Raw genomic sequence first — 16,235 nt, 5'->3', positions numbered from 1 at the left:
GGGCGCTCACATCTGACGCAGGGCGGCGGCTACGGCCGTCGATGATCTCGCGAGCAGAGGCGACGCCGGGAAGCGGACACGACTGAGCCCACGCTCGGGGGGCGTGGGCTCAGTCGTTCCTCGGTGCGGAGACGCTACGAGGCGTTGACCTTCGGCATGATCTCCTCGGTCAGGCGCTTGATGTCGTCGATGGTCTTGGACGTCGGCACGTCCCGGAACGGCGGCCACAGGAACGGCATCGTGAGGCCGGCCTCCTTGTAGCGCTTGAGGATGTCCTCGATCTGCTGGGCGTTGCCGGCCAACAGGTTCGTGGCCTTGCCCGCCGGGGTCTGGTCCATCTTCTCGTCGGTGATGACGAACCAGATCATGCTGCACATGTCGAAGCCCTCGGGGAAGCCGCGGCCGAGCTCGTTGAGCTCGCGCTCCATCTCGCCCTTCCAGCGCTTGATGTCCTCGGGGGAGTCCTGGATGCCGATCCAGCCCTGCAGGCCGTACTTCGCGATGCGCTTGGCCGAACGCTTCGGGTCCTTGAGGCCGGAGAAGTAGATCGGCGGGCCGGGCTTCTGGATCGGCTTGTGCCCGAAGCCGGAGAGCGGGAAGTCGGCGAACTCGCCGTGGTACTCGAACAGGTCGTTGGTCCAGATGCCCTGCATGATCTCGATCGTCTCGCGCACGTGCCCGTGCCGGCGCGGGAACAGGTGCGAGACGCTGGCGGCGGCGAACTCCTCGGGCATCCAGCCGGAGCCGACGCCGACGTTGAGCCGGCCGTTCGACAGGTGGTCCTGGGTGGCGAGCTCGGCGGCGAGCACACCCGGCGAGCGGTACGGGGTGTCGATGATGCTCATGCCGATCCGGAGCTTCGTGGTCTTCGCGGCGAGCCACGGGATCAGCGTCATGCCCTGGAACCACTTGCCGCGCGAGATCACCGGCAGGGCGGTGGGCAGGTCGGACATCATGCCGAACGGGTACTGCAGCTCTCCGCGGTCGGAGGCCTCCGGTACGACGATCCGGTCGAGCGTCCAGACCGAGTCGAAGTCGAGGTCCTCGGCGAGGGCCGTGAGGTCCTCGAGTTCCTTGACGGTCACCTCGTCACGGAAGTTGGGAAGGTAGAGAGCGAGCTTCATGCGTACGGCCTCCTCGAGACGTCATCGTCGGGCGGTCCCGCCCGCCGGGGGCGCTGGCTCCGGCCGGTCGTCGGGGCCGCACATGGGACGGATTGTGCTCCGGTCGCCTCAACCCGGGAACACGTCAATCTCAACCGACCATCAACGGATGCGGCGTACGGGTGCGCGGTCCGCTCGACACGCTGGTCGTCGCCGGTGGAACGTCTATGTTCACGCGTGAATCCCGTTCGACGACCCGTGTCGTCGACGCACGACGATGAGGCGGTGCGCATGACCGACACGCTCTGGAACCCCACGGCGGCCCGCATCGAGAACTCCCCGCTGCGCGAGTTCCTGAACTGGCTCCAGACGCGCGAGGGACGGACGTTCGCAGACCACGACGCCTTCTGGGCCTGGTCGGTCGAGGACCTGGACCGGTTCTGGACCGCCGTCGTCGACTACTACGAGGTCGAGTTCTCCACCCCGTGGACGCAGGTGCGCACCGCCGACCCCATGCCGCACACCCGCTGGTTCACCGGGGCGCGGCTGAACTGGGCGCAGCACGTGCTGCGCCGCGGGGCCGACGGGGACGTCGCGCTGGTGTGTGTCCAGGAGGGTGGTGTGCCCGCACGGGAGATCACCTTCGGTGAGCTGCGGCGGTCGGTGGCGGCGGCCGCAAGCTGGCTGCGCCGGGCGGGTGTGCGTCCCGGCGACCGGGTCGGTGCCTACCTGCCGAACACCGAGCATGCGTTGATCGGCTGTCTCGCCGCCGCCACCGTCGGCGCCGTCTGGGCCTGCTGCTCACCGGACTTCGGGGCCGAGGGCACCATCGGACGTCTCGCGCAGCTCGAGCCGACCGTGCTCATCGCCGCCGACGGCTACCACTGGAACGGCAAGGAGATCGACCGCGGCGACGTCATCGCGCGGCTGCGCGAGAACCTCCCCACGGTGCGCCACATCGTCCACGTCCCCTACGTGTTCGACCGGCCGCACCCCGAGGGCTCGACCCCGTGGGACGAGCTGCTGGCCCACGACGAGCCGCTGGTGTTCGAGCAGGTCGAGTTCTCGCACCCGTTGTGGGTGCTGTTCACCTCCGGCACCACCGGGCTGCCCAAGGGGCTGGTGCACGGCCACGGCGGCATCACGTTGCAGGGCCTGATGTGGTCCGGGCTCTACGGCGGGCTGCGCGCGGGCGAGCGGATGTTCACCTACACCTCGACCGGCTGGGCGTTGTGGAACATCGAGCTGGGCGCGCTCACCCAGGGCGCGAGCATCGTGCTCTACGAGGGCAGCCCCAACCACCCGCCGGGTGCGGTCTGGGAGGTCGCGGCCCGCACCCGCGCGGACGTCATGTTGATGGGCGCCGCCGTCGTCACCGCCACGGCGAACACCGGGGTCTCGCCCCGCCGGGAGCACGACCTGAGCCGGCTGCGGCACGTGATGTTCAGCGGGTCGGCGCTGCCCGAGACCGGTTACCACTGGGTGATCGAGCACATCGGCCCGGACGTGCGGATCGACTCGACCAGCGGAGGCACCGACATCTCCGGCTCGTTCGTCGGTGCCAACGAGTACGCCCCGGTCCGGGTCGGCCGGATCGGCGGCCGGCTGGCGGGCGTCGACTGCGCGGCCTGGGACGAGGACGGCGAGCCCGTCGTCGACGCGGTCGGGGACCTGGTGATCACCCAGCCGATGCCGTCGATGCCGGTGTACCTGTGGAACGACCCCGACGCCGCCCGCTACACCGAGTCCTACTTCGACACCTGGCCCGGCGTGTGGCGGCACGGGGACTGGGTGACGATGCACTCCGACGGCAGCATCTCCATCCACGGCCGGTCGGACTCGACGCTCAACCGCGGTGGCGTGCGGCTGGGCAGCAGCGACTTCTACGACGTCCTGGAGACCCTGCCGGAGATCGACGAGACCCTGGTGATCGGCGTCGACCTGCCCCACGACGAGTACTGGCTGGGGCTGTTCGTGGTCCCGGCGGCCGGGCACGAGCTCGACGACGCGCTCAAGGAGAAGATCGTGAGCACGCTGCGGACGCGGCTGACCCCCCGGCACGTCCCGGACGAGATCCTCACCGCGCCCGCCGTGCCGCACACGCTGAGCGGCAAGCGGCTGGAGGTCCCGATCAAGAAGCTGCTCTCCGGGCGGCCGCTGGATAAGGCCGCGAACCTCGCCTCCGTCGACGACCCGGACGCGCTGCGCTGGTACGCGCGGTTCGCGTCGGAGCGGTTGGGCCCGACGGGCTGATGCGCCTCGGTGCGACGCTCGCCCGTCTGACCCCGGGACCGCCGATCGAGATCGCCGGGTGGGCGGGGCGACTGGTGGACGCCGGGTTCGAGAGCCTGTGGATCCATCAGATGATCGGGCGCGGGCACCTGGTCCCGGACCCGTTCGTGACGTTGGCGGTGGCGGCCACCGCGACCGAGGGTGTGGAGCTGGGAACGGCCACCGCGCAGATCCCGCTGCACCATCCCGCCGAGCTCGCCCACCGGATCCTGTCGCTCGCGTCGGTCTGCGGCGACCGTTTGACCCTCGGCGTCAGCCCCGGGTCGACCGAGGTCGACTTCGCCACCCTGGACCGGGACCACGCCCGGCGTTTCCGGACCTTCGACGAGAACCTGGCCCGGCTGCGGGTCCTGCTGGCCCACGGGCACGACGAGCGCGCCGACCTCGCCCCGGGCGTCACCCGCGGGCCGCCGCTGCTGCTGGGGTCCTGGGGCGCCAAGGTCGAGCGGGCCGCACGGGAGTTCGACGGCTGGCTGGCGTCGGCCTACCGCCGCGCCCCCGAGGAGATCATCGCCGCGCACGAGCGGTTCCGGGCCGCCGGTGGCCGGCGGGCGATCGTCTGCGCCGTGGCGCTGAGCGGTGGGGACGACCTCGGCCGCACCGGCGAGCTGCTCCGGCGCTACGCCGACGCCGGTTTCGACGACGCCGTCGTGGTGATCGAACCGGGAGGGCCGGAGCCCGAGCAGGTCAGAGCGCTGCTCCCGTGAGGGGCGGGACGACGCAGCCGGTCAGCACCACCACTTGCGGGCGCAGTAGCCGCCGGTCAGGGCGCCGTCGGGCATGTTGACATCGTCGTCGCCGTCGTAGCTGTAGGAGGGTCCGGTGTCGCCGGTGACCGGCGCCGGGGTCGGGTCGCCGCACTCCCGCCCGGACGGCGGGTTCGTCGAGTACTTCGTGTCGAGCGCGTAGAGCCGGGCGACGTAGTCGGGTGAGGCGTCGTGTCGGCCCTGGTACACCCCGGTGTGGTCGTTGGCGACCATGTACTCGCCGAAGTCCTCGTGGTCGTCGCCGAACTGGACGTAGCGCAGGTGCCGGCCGTTGCGGTCGGTGTCGACGCCGGCCTGGACGGTGAGGGTGACCGGGCCGCCGTAGCCGGTCGTGAGCGTCTGCTCGGCGTCGGCAACGGCGAGCCCGCCGCCGTAGGTGCCCTTCTCGCAGGAGTCGATACCCAGGACACGGATCTCGCGGCCGTCACCGGTCCGGAACGTGTCGCCGTCGACGACCTCGGTGACCGTGACGGCCTCGCCGGTGAACGGCGGTGTGGTGACGACCGGGACGGCCGACGGCTCGGGCGCGGGCGAGTACGACGCCGCGGGCGGCGCCGGTGCGGCCCCCGGCGTCGCCTCGTCGCCGTCGCCGGGGCTGCAGGCCGCGAACAGGATTCCGATAACGATCACGCCGCCGAACAGGGTGCCCTTGGCCATGGCCGATGAACCTCGCTTCGAGGTGGAGGTGACGGGTGTATCGATCCCGGCGTGATGCCGGCGGATCGCAGTGCGGGCGACCCAGCGGGGCCGCTGGTGTCAGCAGTTCGGGTCGTTGTTGTCCCGGCCCTGCATGCACGGCTCGCCGGAGCTGTTCTTCGGGCCGTCGGTCCGGCCTTCGTAGTAGCCGTACGCCGGTGACCACGGCCGTCCCTCGGTTGGCCCGGTGTAGGGCGCCGCCCCCGAAGCGTCGCTCGTCGTCGCGGGACAGTCCTGCTCGTCGGGTACGCACGTGGTCTCGCCGCGGTCGACCCACGAGGGCCAGGTTCCGCAGGCCGCGACGTAGTCACTGGGGTCTCCTTCACCACGGGACTCCCACCAGGCGCGGTCGCCGCACCGGTCGGTCGCGCCGCTGGTGGACTCCGGTTCGGACTCGGGTTCCGGAGTCGGCAGGGGGAGCTCCGGAAGTAGACGGGCCGGGAGAGGCGGCGCGGGGATCAGCTCGGCCACCGTCGGGCCGGGCGCCACGGACATCGTGGGTGCAGCGGTCGCGGACGGCTCCGCCGGTGCGGCCGGGGCGAACGAGAGCAGGCCGGCCGTCACGAGCGCGCCGACGAGCGTTGCCACCACGGCAGTCCCGAGGAAGGCGTTCCGGAGGGAACGGGCGTGGCGGCGGTGCGAGGTCATCGCGGCGGTCTCCCACTCGGTCCAGGCCGTCCGACACGACCCACTCGCCGTGTTCATCGCGGCGATCGGGGCAGCGTTAGACCGCCGATCGGCCGTTCATCGGAACTGATGACGCCCCCGGTCGCCGCCACCGACCTCGCGTCACCGCGGGGCCTCGCCCGCGTATCGCTCGTCAGGCGACGAGGGGTACGACCTTCGTGCCGAGCAGCTCGATCGAGTGCAGCAGGTCGTCGTGGCTCAGCCGTGGGTTCGTCATCTGCAGGTTGATCCGTTCGACCCCACCGAGCTGCTCGGACACGCGGAGGCACTTCGCGGCCACCGTCTCCGGGTCGCCGACGAAGAACGCGCCGTCCGGCCCCCGGGCCGTGTCGAACTGCCGGCGGGTCGGCGGCGGGAACCCGCGCTCGCGGGAGACCCTCGTGAACATCTCGGACCAGCCCGGGTAGAACGCCGCGGTCGCCTTCTCGACGTCGTCGCCGACGAATCCGAAGCAGTGCAGACCCACCCGCAACGCCTCCGGCGGGTGACCAGCCTCCCGGCCCGCCCGGCGGTAGAGGTCGATCAGCTGGGCGAACTGTCGCGGCTCCCCTCCGATGATCGCGACCATCAGCGGGAGCCCGAGCGCGCCCGCACGGACGAACGACTCGGGGGTGCCGCCGACACCGACCCAGACCGGCAACACCTCCTGCGCAGGACGCGGGTACACGCCCTGCCCGGTCAGCGCGGGACGATGCCGGCCCGACCACGTCACCTCGGTGCTTTCGCGGATCCGCAGCAGCAGGTCGAGCTTCTCGCTGAACAGGTCGTCGTAGTCGGAGAACGCCAGCCCGAACAGCGGGAACGCCTCCGTGAACGACCCGCGGCCGACGACGAGCTCGACCCGGCCGCCCGAGAGCAGGTCGACGGTCGCGAACTCCTGGAAGACCCGCACCGGGTCGGCAGCCGACAGGACCGCCACCGCGCTGCGCAGCCGGATACGCGACGTCCGCGCTGCCGCGGCCCCGAGAATGACCGCGGGCGCCGAGTCGTAGTACTCGGCCCGGTGGTGCTCACCGATCCCGAACGAGTGCAACCCGACCTCGTCGGCGAGCGCGATCTCCTCGAGCAGGTCCGCCATGCGTTCCGCGGACTCGACCACGGCTCCACTGGCCGGATCGGTCACCGCTGCCGCGAAGCTGTCGACTCCCAGGTACACGGTGAACAGCTTGGCAGGCCCGGGTCGGGGCTGTCCTCTCGGCGCGCACGGGTTACCGTCGCGGACCCACCGGCGGTGTCACCCCGTCGCGAACAGTGGAGTCACGACTCCGGAGAACGTGAGGAACCCTGGATGAGCATCACCCCCGACGCCCTGGCCGACGAGCTGGGCACCGACGTCCGGACCGTCGTCGCGCAGGCCCGCGACCTGATGGAGGCGGGCCACGACAAGGTCCTCACCGTCGGGCCCGGAGCCTCGGAGACCGAGGGTGACGTGGCGTGCCTGACCGACGAGGCGGCGGCCGCGATCCGCTCCCGGGTCTCGACGTCCGTCGCCGGGACCCGCTGAGTCACCGCCTGCTCTTTCCCGGAGCCGGGCCCTCGGTCAGGGGCGCGCCGCGCGGCTGCGCGCCAGGCGAACCTCGAGGCCGTCGATCATGAGATCCACTTTGTCGGCGACCCAGCCGGTCGGCGGGTCCTCGACCGAGTTCACGATCGCCTCCCGCACGCGCTCGTCGAGCGGTTCCGGGGTGACGCGGGCCTGCTCGCGGCGGGTGACGCCGCCGGGAGTCGGCCCCGGGCTGTCGATCCACGGCATGATCGCCAGCTCGAACGTGCCGGTCGCGCCGAGCACGGTGTCCTTGCCGTCGAAGCCTGCTTCCAGCAGGACCTCACTGGTCTGGCGGAACAACGTGACCAGCCGGTCCGGCCGCTCGGGGAGCGCGACGATCGCGTGTGCGAGGCCGGGGTTGCGGTGCAGCAGCTCGAACATCGCGGCCGAGGTCCCGGAGATGTGCGTGCGCCACGGCTGGGCGGGCTCCGGGAACGTCGTCTCCGCCAGCACCTCGTCGACGGCGGCCGAGAGCAGGGCCTCGTAGCTGGAGAAGTGCCGGTAGAACGTCGAGTACTTGACCCCCACCTTCGCGGTCACGGTGCCGACGGTGAGGTCGGCGAAGCCGATCTCACGCGCCGCTGCGAGCAGGGTGGCGCGGTCGGTCAGCGGCGGTCTGCCTGTCCGCCTTGGTCTCACATCGGTCACGCCCCCGATACTACTGACGAGTAGCGCGGCGTGCGTCCGACCGAACGAGCGTCACAGCGATGACCCCGTCCTCGAGGTGGTTGGATCGGCGGTCAGGGTCGGAGGAGCCGAGGAGCGGACACCGGTGACGGACGAGGAGCTGGTCGTCGAGTTCGCGCTGACCCGCCTCGACAATCCCGGCCTGGACCTGCAGGACATCGCCGCGCTGGTCGTGCGCCGGGTCGGCGCGGACCGGATGCTGCAGCTCGCGTCGCAGAACCTCGCCGTACGCGGCGAGCTGCGCGGCGGCGCGTTCGACTCGGCGGCCGAGTACGTGCTCCGGGTCGTCCTGCGGCTGCGCGACGGCGACGACGGGTGAGGGCCGGCGCCCATGTCCGTTCCGCAAGCTCCTCTCAGTGGTACGGCTTGTGCGGGATCGCCGCGTCGTTGAGCTGCTGGGCCATGTCGACCCAGATCGCGCCGTCCTCGATCTTGCAGGCGTAGACCGGGATCGGGCTGACCGCCGGGACGCCCTTCGGTTCCCCGGTGCGCAGGTCGAAGCAGGAGTTGTGGGCGGGGCAGATCAGCGTGTCGTCCTCCTGCAGGTAGCCCTCGTTGAGCGGTTGCTGCTGGTGGGTGCACGTGTTGTGGACCGCCGCGACCTCGTCCTCGTAGAGCCGGACCAGGCAGACCGGCTCCCCCAGGTCGACGACCATCATGTCGCCCTCCTCGAGCTGGTCCAGATCGGCGACCGCTTCCCAGGCCATGGGGTCTCCTCAGGTGGTGGTTCGTTCGCGTCGGCCCTTGGGCATCGAGCCCCGGACCTCGATCCAGCCGTTCCGCACCCGCGCCGGGAGCACCGGCTGCGGGTGGTGTGCGGGGCCGCGCACGATGTGCCCGTCCCGCAGGTCGAACTGCGACTCGTGCAGCGGGCACGCGACGACGCAGTCGCTGACCGGGCCGCGGCTGAGCAGTGCGCCGGCGTGGCTGCAGAGGTCGTCGATCGCGTACAGCTCGTCGCCGTCGCGGTGCAGCATCACCTGCCGGCCGTCGACGACGACACCGGCCGACGCGCCGTCGGCCAGCTCCGAGTCCTCGATCGTGCGGGCCCACCGGTTCGGGCCGGTCGTCGTCGCGACGCGGTTGACCATCACGGCCCTGCCCTGCACGAGGTGCCCGCCGACGTAGCCCGCGGCCGCGGTGACGGCCATGCTCGCCACGCCGAGCGCCTGCGCCGGACGTCGGTGCCCGGACACCCGCGCCGCCAGAGACGCGGCCTGCAGCGCCGTCCCGGCGACGTTGAGCATCCCGTGGAACAGGCCCACCCGGCGGTCCTCGCCGTCGCTGACGCTCCAGTCGGTGACCCCGGTCGCGATCGTGCCCGCGGCCGCGGCCAGCCCGGCCGCGCTCAGCGTGCCGGCGGGGTCGAGCCGCCCGCGGGCGCCCCTGCCGGGGACATCCTTGCCGAGCGCGTCGAGGACCACGCTGCCCGCCCAGAACCCGATCGGGAGGTCGCTCAGCGCGGCGTGCAGGGAGTGCCCGGCCCACCGGCCGCCGTGCATCAGCTCGACGGCGATGTTGCCCCGGTGCCGGTCGTAGATGGGGTCGACGACGGCCGAGACGTCCTCGGTGACCTTCGCCAGCCACGGCCAGCGCTCCACGGCGCGGAACACGTCCTGATGCCAGGTGGCCAGCCGGGAGGCACCGCCGGAGGGCGTCGCGTCGGTCTGCTGATCCGTGCCCGTCATCGATGCTCCCGCTCCTCGCCGTCTCCGACGAGGGGATGCTCGCACGCGTGTGACGGCCATCACCGTAGGTGGATCATTTTGCGACTGGCAGCGGGTGTGTGACGGCGGACGGGACGGTCGGCGGGGCGGCGACGGACTGGTCGGTTCGGTCGACGAGCAGCTCGGCGGCCCCTCGAGCTCGAGGGCCTGCGCAGTGGGGGATCTTCAACGGACACCGCTCTTGCGGATCGGGTGTCCGGTGGGATCCGCTGATGCAGCGATCCGTCGCCGACGGCGGGTTCCGACGCACCGCGTCCCTCGAGCAAGGAGGCCCGATGGAGTCCGCGATCCCCGCGCACCTGGCCGTCCCGCGCACCCGCCCGTCGCGGGTGCCCGACGACTTCCGGCCGGCGTACCCGTCGTTCGTGGCCCGGACACCGGAGTCGACCGCGCAGGTCGTGATGGCCTACCTCGGTGCGCAGCGGCCGGCCGGGGCCGAGCCGGGTGAGACGCCCGCGGCACTGGTGCAGGCACTGGCCGGGCCGGACGGTCCCGCCCACCACGACCGGGCCACGCAGGTCCGCCGCGACGGGCCGACCGACGTCGTCACGGTCGCCTACTGGGACGACCCGGCGGCGTTCGACCGCTGGTTCGCCCGCCACCGGGAGCCCTGGCTGACCGACCGCGACGGCGGCGGCCGGTGGGTCGGGGCGGGATGCGCGACCGGATCCCGGCGTCGCAGACCGACCCGTTGCACGACCCGGGCGGGCTCGACGTCGAGCGCGAGGGCGACCGGATCCGGGTGCGCCCGCGCGGCAGCGTCTGCCTGATCCGGTCCGGGCAGGACTGGACCGACACCGCCGGTGACGAGCGGGAGACCTACCTCTCCGACATCGAGCCGAACCTGCGTGCCGGGATGGACTTCCTGGAACGCGACGGCACCGGCGTCGGGTGCTTCGCCAACCGCTACCTCACCGTGCTCGACGAGCAGGGCCGGCCGACCGAGCGCAGCTACGGCCTGAGCTGGTGGCGCACGCTGGCCGAGCTGGAGCGCTGGTCCGAGTCGCACCCCACGCACCTGGCGATCTTCTCCTCGTTCGGGAAGATGGTCGCGGCCCGCGGGTCCACGAACCTGCGGCTCTACCACGAGGTCTCGGTGGTCGGCCCGGACGAGCAGTGGTTCGAGTACGCCGGCTGCCACGAGCGGACCGGTCTCCTCGGCGCCCTCGATGGCTGAGTGCCGGGACGATCACTAGTCTCATTGTGACTAGTGATCGGAGGTGGCGGTGGAGAGGTTGAGGCTGTCGCCGCTGTCGTATCTCGTGCTGGGTGTCGTGGCCGAGCGCGAGTCGTGCACGCCGTACGAGATGAAGCGCGACATCGGACGATCGATCGGGCCGCTGTGGCCACACCCGCACGCGCAGCTCTACGCCGAGCCGGCTCGTCTGGCCCGGGCCGGTCTGCTGGCCGTGACCGTCGAGTCCGGGGGCCGGCGTCGGCACCGGTACCGGCTGACCGATCAGGGCCGGGCGCGCCTGGACGCCTGGCTCGACGACGACGCCGTCGCGGACCCGGAGCTGCGGGACACGGCTCTGCTCAAACTGATGTTCCTGAGTCCGAACACCCAGGGCGCGGAGCGGGTGCGGCGGCTCGCTGTGGCCCGGGCGCACGAGCACCGTCGCCGCGGTGCATGGTTCGAGCAGTGGTGCGAGGCAGCGGCCGGAGAGGCTCCGCCCGGGACGGCGGAGCTGCACCGCCTCGCAGGGGAGCTGGAACGAACCGCGGCCGCCTTCTGGTCGGCGCTGGCCGACAGGTCCGGATACTGACCGATGGCGTCCGCCGGTCGGAGCTGCCGACCGGGTCCACGGCGGCGACCCGCGAGACCTGCGGTCAGGTCTTCCTTCAAATACCCGTATACACGCCTCTATAGGTTGATGAACTCCGCATCTGCGTGCTTGTGTGGGAGCGGAGCACAACCCCGACGAGGTGGGAGTCCACATACATGAGCGTGACCAGTGACACGAGGGCGCCGCTGCGCGGCCTGGACCGGTTCTTCATCGGCGGCGAGTGGGTGCAGCCCTCGACCGACGCGACGATCGACGTCATCGAGCCGGCCACCGAGGAGCTCTTCTTCCGGATCGCGGAGGCCCGCGAGGCGGACATGGACCGGGCCGTCACCGCGGCCAAGGACGCGTTCGACAACGGCCCGTGGCCACGGATGTCGCACGCCGAGCGCGCCGGGTACCTGCGTGCGATCGCGGCGAAGATCGCCGAGCGGACCGACGACATCGGCCAGATCTGGCCGCGCGAGTCCGGCATCCTGTTCAAGGCCGCCGCGGCCGGTGCCAAGGGCATCCCCGGCGTCTACGAGTACTACGCGGGCCTGGCCGAGACCTACCCGTGGGCCGAGCGGGCGGTGCCGACGGCGGGCGGCGAGTTCGCCCAGATCGTCAAGGAGCCGGTCGGTGTCGTCGGGGCGATCATCCCGTGGAACGCGCCGATCTCGCTGATCGCCTACAAGGTCGCGCCGGCGCTGATCGCCGGGTGCACCGTCGTGCTGAAGAACTCGCCGGAGGCCCCGGGCGCCGGCTACCTGATGGCCGAGATCGCCGAGGAGGTCGGGCTGCCGCCCGGTGTGTTCAACACCGTCACCGCCGACCGTGAGGTCTCCGAGCTGCTCGTCCGCGACCCGCGGGTGGACAAGATCGCGTTCACCGGCTCGACGGTGGCCGGACGCCGGATCGCCTCGATCTGCGGCGAGCGGATCGCCCGCTGCACGCTCGAGCTCGGCGGCAAGTCCGCCGCGGTGATCCTGGACGACATGGACCTGGGCAAGGCGGCCTCGATCCTGTCCGGCGCGGAGTGCTTCCTCTCGGGTCAGGTCTGCTCCTCGCTGACCCGGATCGTGGTCAGCCGCAGCCGCCACGACGAGCTCGTCGAGGCGCTCGCGTCGACGTTCTCGCAGGTCCGGGTCGGCGACCCGTTCGACTCCGACACCCAGATGGGCCCGCTCGCCATGCAGCGCCAGCGCGACCGCGTCGAGGGCTACATCGCCAAGGGCGTCGAGGAGGGCGCGAAGCTCGTCACCGGCGGCGGCCGTCCGAAGGACCTCGACCGCGGCTGGTACATCGAGCCGACCGTGTTCGCCAACGTGGACAACCACTCCACGATCGCGCGTGAGGAGATCTTCGGGCCGGTGCTCTCGGTGATCGCGGCCGACGACGAGGCGGATGCCGTCCGCGTCGCCAACGACACGATCTACGGGCTGAACGCCTCGGTGTTCACCCCGGACGTCGAGCGCGCCCGCGCCGTGGCCCGCCGGCTGCGCTCGGGCACCGTCGGGCACAACGCGTTCCGGACCGACTTCGGCGTCGGGTTCGGCGGGTTCAAGCAGTCCGGACTCGGCCGCGAGGGCGGCGAGGAGGGGCTGCGCTCCTACATCGAGAACAAGTCGATGATCCTCAACGAGGTCCCGGCCGGCGTGAGCTGAGCTGATCCACCGGGCGTCACGTTGTGGCGAGTCCACTCACCACGACGTGACGCTCGATCGGTCAGGCGTGGAGTTCGGTGCCCCACGCGGCAGGGTCGGCGGACGCTGTCGAGCGGGTCCGGTGGGCCATGGTCACGATCGTCGGGGCCTCGTCCACGCACCACGGGCACGGGTGCCAGCCCATGCCGCCCCGGGCGTCGGGCACCGGCTCGAACGGCAGCGGCGCGCCGAGGTCGTGCCACACCTGCTCGCAGGACGGATCGCTGCAGCGGTAGGTCGCCAGCGGGGTCGGGTCGGTCCAGGCCACCGTGTCCGCCTCGACGTCACGGACGAGGCGGGCGACGGCAGAGGTCTGCGCGTCCGGGCCCGGCTCGCACGCCGGGCAGAACGGCAACAGCACGACGTCCGACCCGATCCGGTAGCGGGCGGATCCGGGAGCCCGGTCGGTGTCGCGGAACTCGGGACCGTCGGCCCCGCAGTGGTGACACCGGAACGAGCGCCGGACGAAGGCGTCCACCTCGGCCCTCCCCGGCCCGGCCGTGTCCGACGTCGAGGCCGGCGCCGCCTGGTACGAGCGGGTCTTCGGAATGAGCCGGGTGCCGGCGCCGTTCCCGTACTCGGTCATCGTGTTCCGGGACCCGGACGGGATCCGGCTCGAGCTGTTCCACATGGACGATAGGACGGAAGGCGTACGAGCATGACGAAGACATGGTTCATCACCGGTGCATCCCGGGGCTTCGGGCGGGAGTGGACGATCGCCGCGCTGGAGCGCGGGGACTCGGTCGCGGCCACCGCGCGGGACGCCGCCACCCTCGACGACCTGGCCGAGAAGTACGGCGAGCGGGTGCTGGCGATCGAGCTCGACGTCACCGACCGGGACGGCGTGTTCGCCGCGGTCGGGCGGGCGCACGAGCGGTTCGGCCGGCTCGACGTGATCGTCAACAACGCCGGGTACGGCCAGTTCGGCCTGGTCGAGGAGCTCAGCGAGGCTGACGCCCGGGACCAGATCGAGACGAACCTGTTCGGCGCGCTCTGGGTCACCCAGGCCGCGCTGCCGTACCTGCGCGAGCAGGGGTCCGGGCACATCCTGCAGGTCTCGTCGATCGGCGGGATCAGCGCGTTCCCGAACGTCGGGATGTACCACGCCTCGAAGTGGGCCCTGGAGGGGATCAGCCAGTCGCTGGCCCAGGAGGTCGCCGGCTTCGGGATCCACGTGACGCTGATCGAGCCGGCCGGGTACTCCACCGACTGGGGCGGCTCGTCGGCCCGGCACTCCACGCCGCTGCCGGCCTACGACACCTACCGCGAGGAGGCGCAGCGCCTGCGCGCGCAGCGCCAGTCCAGCCCCGGTGACCCGGCGGCCAGCTCGGCGGCCGTGCTCAAGGTCGTCGACGCGGAGAACCCGCCGCTGCGGATCTTCTTCGGCGACGGTCCGCTGGCCATCGCGACGAAGGACTACGAGTCCCGGCTCGCGACCTGGCGCGAGTGGGAGCCGGTGTCGATCGAGGCGCACGGCAGGAAGGACTGACGGCGCAGCAACCTGGCCGTCAGGACCCGGCCGGCCCGGTCACCGGGAGCTCGACGCAGTCGGAGGCACACGACCCGTCCTCCGGTGCGGGCGCGTCCGGGGCGGGCCGGTGCAGCACGGCCCGCTCGGGGACGACCACCACCTCGTCGCCCTGCAGGCTCGCGCTGCCGTCGACGATCAGGGAGTACCCGCCGTCCTCGCGCGGCGGCCAGAGCAGCGTGACGGCGTCATTGCCCTCGATGTTGCGACGGCTGCTGCGCCCCACCTCGGAGACCCGCAGCGACCCGCCGGCGGCCGAGACGCCCACGGCGACGACGTGCGGGCGCGGCGCCGTGCCGAGCGTCAGCAGGTAGGCGAACACGAAGCCCTCCATCGTCTCGGCGATCGAGCCCGTCTCCACCTTGATGCTCATGCCGCCAACCTACGGCCCTGTGGCGGCAGGCCCGTCCGGTGCGGATCATGGTCCGGACGCGCCGTCGTGGCGCCCGAGACCGGAGGCCGATCGCCGCATGACCGCACCGTTGCCCCGCCCGCCGTTCGACGCCGAGCTCGAGACCGCGCTCGCCGCGGTGCACCGGGTCGTCCCGCCCGGGATCACCCCGGACCTGATCGAGCAGGTGCGGCGGGCCCGCGACGCGTCGTCACCGTCGTTGCGCGAGATCGTGGCCGGGCGGGCGATCGACGTCTCCGAGCACGTCGTGCCGGGACCCGGCGGCGAGGTTCCGGTGTCGGTCGTGCGCCCGCGGGACCAGGTCAGTGGCGCACCGGTCGTCTACTGGTGCCACGGCGGCGGGATGTTCATGGGCGACCGGGCGACCGGCGCGGCGCAGTTCTGCGACTGGGTCGAGCAGCTCGGCGTGGTCGTGGTCAGCGTCGAGTACCGCCTCGCGCCCGAGCACCCCGACCCCGCCCCGGTCGAGGACTGCTACGCGGGCCTGGTCTGGACCGCGCAGAACGCCGCCGGGTTCTCCGCGGACGCGTCGTCGCTGGTCGTCGGCGGGGCCAGCGCGGGCGGGGGCCTGGCCGCCGGAGTGGCCCTGCTCGCCCGGGACCGCGGCGGACCGGCCATCGCCGGGCAGCTGCTCGTCTACCCGATGCTCGACGACCGCAACGACACCGGCTCGACGCTGCAGTTCGAGGGCGTCGGGGTCTGGGACCGGATCAGCAACCGCACCGGCTGGGACGCCCTGCTGGGCGGGCGTCGCGGCACCGCCGACGTCTCGCCGTACGCCGCCCCGGCGCGGGCGCGGGACCTGTCCGGGCTCCCGCCCGCCTACGTCGACGTCGCGTCCACCGAGACGTTCCGGGACGAGGACGTCGCCTACGCCACCGCCCTGTGGAACGCCGGGGTGCAGGCCGAGCTGCACGTCTGGCCGGGCGGTTTCCACGGCTTCGACGGGTTCGTCCCCGACGCCGACCTGTCCCGGCGGGCCCGCGCCGCGCGCGTCGCCTGGTTGACGCGACGGCTGGGGCTGTCGGTCCCCGCGTAACGGACCGACGGCCCCGGCCGAGTCCCGGCCCGTGGTGGACCGCCGGCAGCCGACGCCCGCGGCCCGGCGCTCCGAGCTGCTGGCGATGCTGTCGCTGTCCGCCGACATCGGCCTCGGGCAGCCGATGGAGCACGTCGCGCGGTCCTGCCTGCTGGCCGTCCGGCTCGCCGAGCGGATCGGCTGTGACGCCGGGACCGTCCGCACCGTGTACGACGTCGCGCTGCTGGCCTGGGTCGGGTGCACCGCCGACTCGCACGAGACCGCCGCCCTGTTCGGCGACGA

Annotated in this window: 19 protein-coding genes and 1 pseudogene; 11 read left to right on the top strand and 9 right to left on the bottom strand. The window is 72.2% G+C overall.

All coding sequences use genetic code 11. The features are described 5' to 3' along the window. Positions 1–134 precede the first annotated feature (134 nt). Positions 135–1,124, bottom strand: a complete 990-nt coding sequence (locus I4I78_RS10060) for an LLM class flavin-dependent oxidoreductase (protein WP_218610986.1) — start codon at positions 1,122–1,124, stop codon at positions 135–137. A gap of 270 nt (positions 1,125–1,394) precedes the next feature. Here I4I78_RS10060 and I4I78_RS10055 point away from each other — a divergent pair, with 270 nt between their 5' ends. Further along, complete coding sequence (locus I4I78_RS10055) at positions 1,395–3,356, top strand: acetoacetate--CoA ligase (protein ID WP_218610985.1); 1,962 nt, start codon at positions 1,395–1,397, stop codon at positions 3,354–3,356. Further along, on the top strand, positions 3,356–4,102 hold the full coding sequence (locus tag I4I78_RS10050) for an LLM class flavin-dependent oxidoreductase (protein ID WP_218610984.1): 747 nt from the start codon (positions 3,356–3,358) through the stop codon (positions 4,100–4,102). The genes I4I78_RS10055 and I4I78_RS10050 overlap by 1 nt, the downstream gene beginning before the upstream one ends. A gap of 21 nt (positions 4,103–4,123) precedes the next feature. Here I4I78_RS10050 and I4I78_RS10045 read toward each other — a convergent pair whose 3' ends face one another. The 3 genes from I4I78_RS10045 to I4I78_RS10035 all read right to left on the bottom strand — a co-directional run bounded on the left by I4I78_RS10045 (position 4,124) and on the right by I4I78_RS10035 (position 6,701). Beyond that, on the bottom strand, positions 4,124–4,819 hold the full coding sequence (locus I4I78_RS10045; protein WP_218610983.1) for a thermonuclease family protein: 696 nt from the start codon (positions 4,817–4,819) through the stop codon (positions 4,124–4,126). Positions 4,820–4,918: 99 nt separating this feature from the next. Next, positions 4,919–5,446, bottom strand: coding sequence for a hypothetical protein (locus I4I78_RS10040; RefSeq protein WP_218610982.1), 528 nt, complete (start codon positions 5,444–5,446; stop codon positions 4,919–4,921). A gap of 232 nt (positions 5,447–5,678) precedes the next feature. Further along, entirely contained in the window at positions 5,679–6,701 is a 1,023-nt protein-coding gene (locus tag I4I78_RS10035; protein ID WP_218610981.1) for an LLM class flavin-dependent oxidoreductase, read from the bottom strand. Between the two features lie 132 nt (positions 6,702–6,833). Between I4I78_RS10035 and I4I78_RS10030 the strand changes: the two genes are divergently transcribed. After that, the gene (locus tag I4I78_RS10030) at positions 6,834–7,049 is read left to right on the top strand and encodes a hypothetical protein (protein ID WP_218610980.1); all 216 of its coding nucleotides are present in this window, start codon (positions 6,834–6,836) and stop codon (positions 7,047–7,049) included. 36 nt (positions 7,050–7,085) lie between these two features. Here the strand turns inward: I4I78_RS10030 and I4I78_RS10025 are convergent, their stop codons facing one another. Beyond that, positions 7,086–7,739, bottom strand: coding sequence for a TetR/AcrR family transcriptional regulator (locus I4I78_RS10025; RefSeq protein WP_218610979.1), 654 nt, complete (start codon positions 7,737–7,739; stop codon positions 7,086–7,088). Between the two features lie 124 nt (positions 7,740–7,863). Between I4I78_RS10025 and I4I78_RS10020 the strand changes: the two genes are divergently transcribed. Continuing rightward, entirely contained in the window at positions 7,864–8,097 is a 234-nt protein-coding gene (locus I4I78_RS10020) for a hypothetical protein (RefSeq protein WP_218610978.1), read from the top strand. A 34-nt stretch (positions 8,098–8,131) separates the two neighbouring features. On the opposite strand, the gene I4I78_RS10015 is transcribed toward I4I78_RS10020, so the two are convergent. Both I4I78_RS10015 and I4I78_RS32745 read right to left on the bottom strand, forming a co-directional pair. Then, the gene (locus I4I78_RS10015; RefSeq protein WP_218610977.1) at positions 8,132–8,485 is read right to left on the bottom strand and encodes a non-heme iron oxygenase ferredoxin subunit; all 354 of its coding nucleotides are present in this window, start codon (positions 8,483–8,485) and stop codon (positions 8,132–8,134) included. A gap of 9 nt (positions 8,486–8,494) precedes the next feature. After that, a complete protein-coding gene (locus tag I4I78_RS32745; RefSeq protein ID WP_226379431.1) occupies positions 8,495–9,466 on the bottom strand; it encodes a non-heme iron oxygenase ferredoxin subunit in 972 nt (323 codons plus the stop codon). A 314-nt stretch (positions 9,467–9,780) separates the two neighbouring features. Between I4I78_RS32745 and I4I78_RS10005 the strand changes: the two genes are divergently transcribed. From I4I78_RS10005 to I4I78_RS09990, 4 genes are all read left to right on the top strand, one after another. Beyond that, positions 9,781–10,275: a phenylacetaldoxime dehydratase family protein gene (locus I4I78_RS10005; RefSeq protein ID WP_218610976.1), complete on the top strand. Its 495-nt coding sequence runs from the start codon at positions 9,781–9,783 to the stop codon at positions 10,273–10,275. Further along, the gene (locus I4I78_RS10000; RefSeq protein WP_255567102.1) at positions 10,197–10,682 is read left to right on the top strand and encodes a phenylacetaldoxime dehydratase family protein; all 486 of its coding nucleotides are present in this window, start codon (positions 10,197–10,199) and stop codon (positions 10,680–10,682) included. The genes I4I78_RS10005 and I4I78_RS10000 overlap by 79 nt, the downstream gene beginning before the upstream one ends. 49 nt (positions 10,683–10,731) lie before the next feature. After that, positions 10,732–11,271: a PadR family transcriptional regulator gene (locus I4I78_RS09995; RefSeq protein WP_218610974.1), complete on the top strand. Its 540-nt coding sequence runs from the start codon at positions 10,732–10,734 to the stop codon at positions 11,269–11,271. 176 nt (positions 11,272–11,447) lie between these two features. After that, positions 11,448–12,935, top strand: coding sequence for an aldehyde dehydrogenase (locus I4I78_RS09990; protein WP_218610973.1), 1,488 nt, complete (start codon positions 11,448–11,450; stop codon positions 12,933–12,935). A 61-nt stretch (positions 12,936–12,996) separates the two neighbouring features. On the opposite strand, the gene I4I78_RS09985 is transcribed toward I4I78_RS09990, so the two are convergent. After that, positions 12,997–13,560, bottom strand: a complete 564-nt coding sequence (locus I4I78_RS09985) for a hypothetical protein (protein ID WP_218610972.1) — start codon at positions 13,558–13,560, stop codon at positions 12,997–12,999. A gap of 72 nt (positions 13,561–13,632) precedes the next feature. Here I4I78_RS09985 and I4I78_RS09980 point away from each other — a divergent pair, with 72 nt between their 5' ends. After that, the gene (locus tag I4I78_RS09980; RefSeq protein WP_218610971.1) at positions 13,633–14,463 is read left to right on the top strand and encodes an SDR family oxidoreductase; all 831 of its coding nucleotides are present in this window, start codon (positions 13,633–13,635) and stop codon (positions 14,461–14,463) included. Between the two features lie 19 nt (positions 14,464–14,482). Here I4I78_RS09980 and I4I78_RS09975 read toward each other — a convergent pair whose 3' ends face one another. Beyond that, positions 14,483–14,875 (bottom strand): hypothetical protein, encoded by a 393-nt coding sequence (locus I4I78_RS09975; protein WP_218610970.1) that lies wholly within the window; start codon positions 14,873–14,875, stop codon positions 14,483–14,485. Between the two features lie 97 nt (positions 14,876–14,972). On the opposite strand from I4I78_RS09975, the gene I4I78_RS09970 reads away from it, so the two are divergent. Beyond that, positions 14,973–15,953: an alpha/beta hydrolase gene (locus tag I4I78_RS09970; RefSeq protein ID WP_218610969.1), complete on the top strand. Its 981-nt coding sequence runs from the start codon at positions 14,973–14,975 to the stop codon at positions 15,951–15,953. A gap of 31 nt (positions 15,954–15,984) precedes the next feature. Further along, a pseudogene (locus tag I4I78_RS09965) lies at positions 15,985–16,235 on the top strand (LuxR family transcriptional regulator); the annotation flags it as partial.

The organism is Pseudonocardia sp. KRD291 (assembly GCF_019263595.1).
Classification (GTDB): domain Bacteria; phylum Actinomycetota; class Actinomycetes; order Mycobacteriales; family Pseudonocardiaceae; genus Pseudonocardia.
Note: the sequence above shows the minus strand (reverse complement) of the source record. Positions and strands in the feature narration are given on the sequence as shown.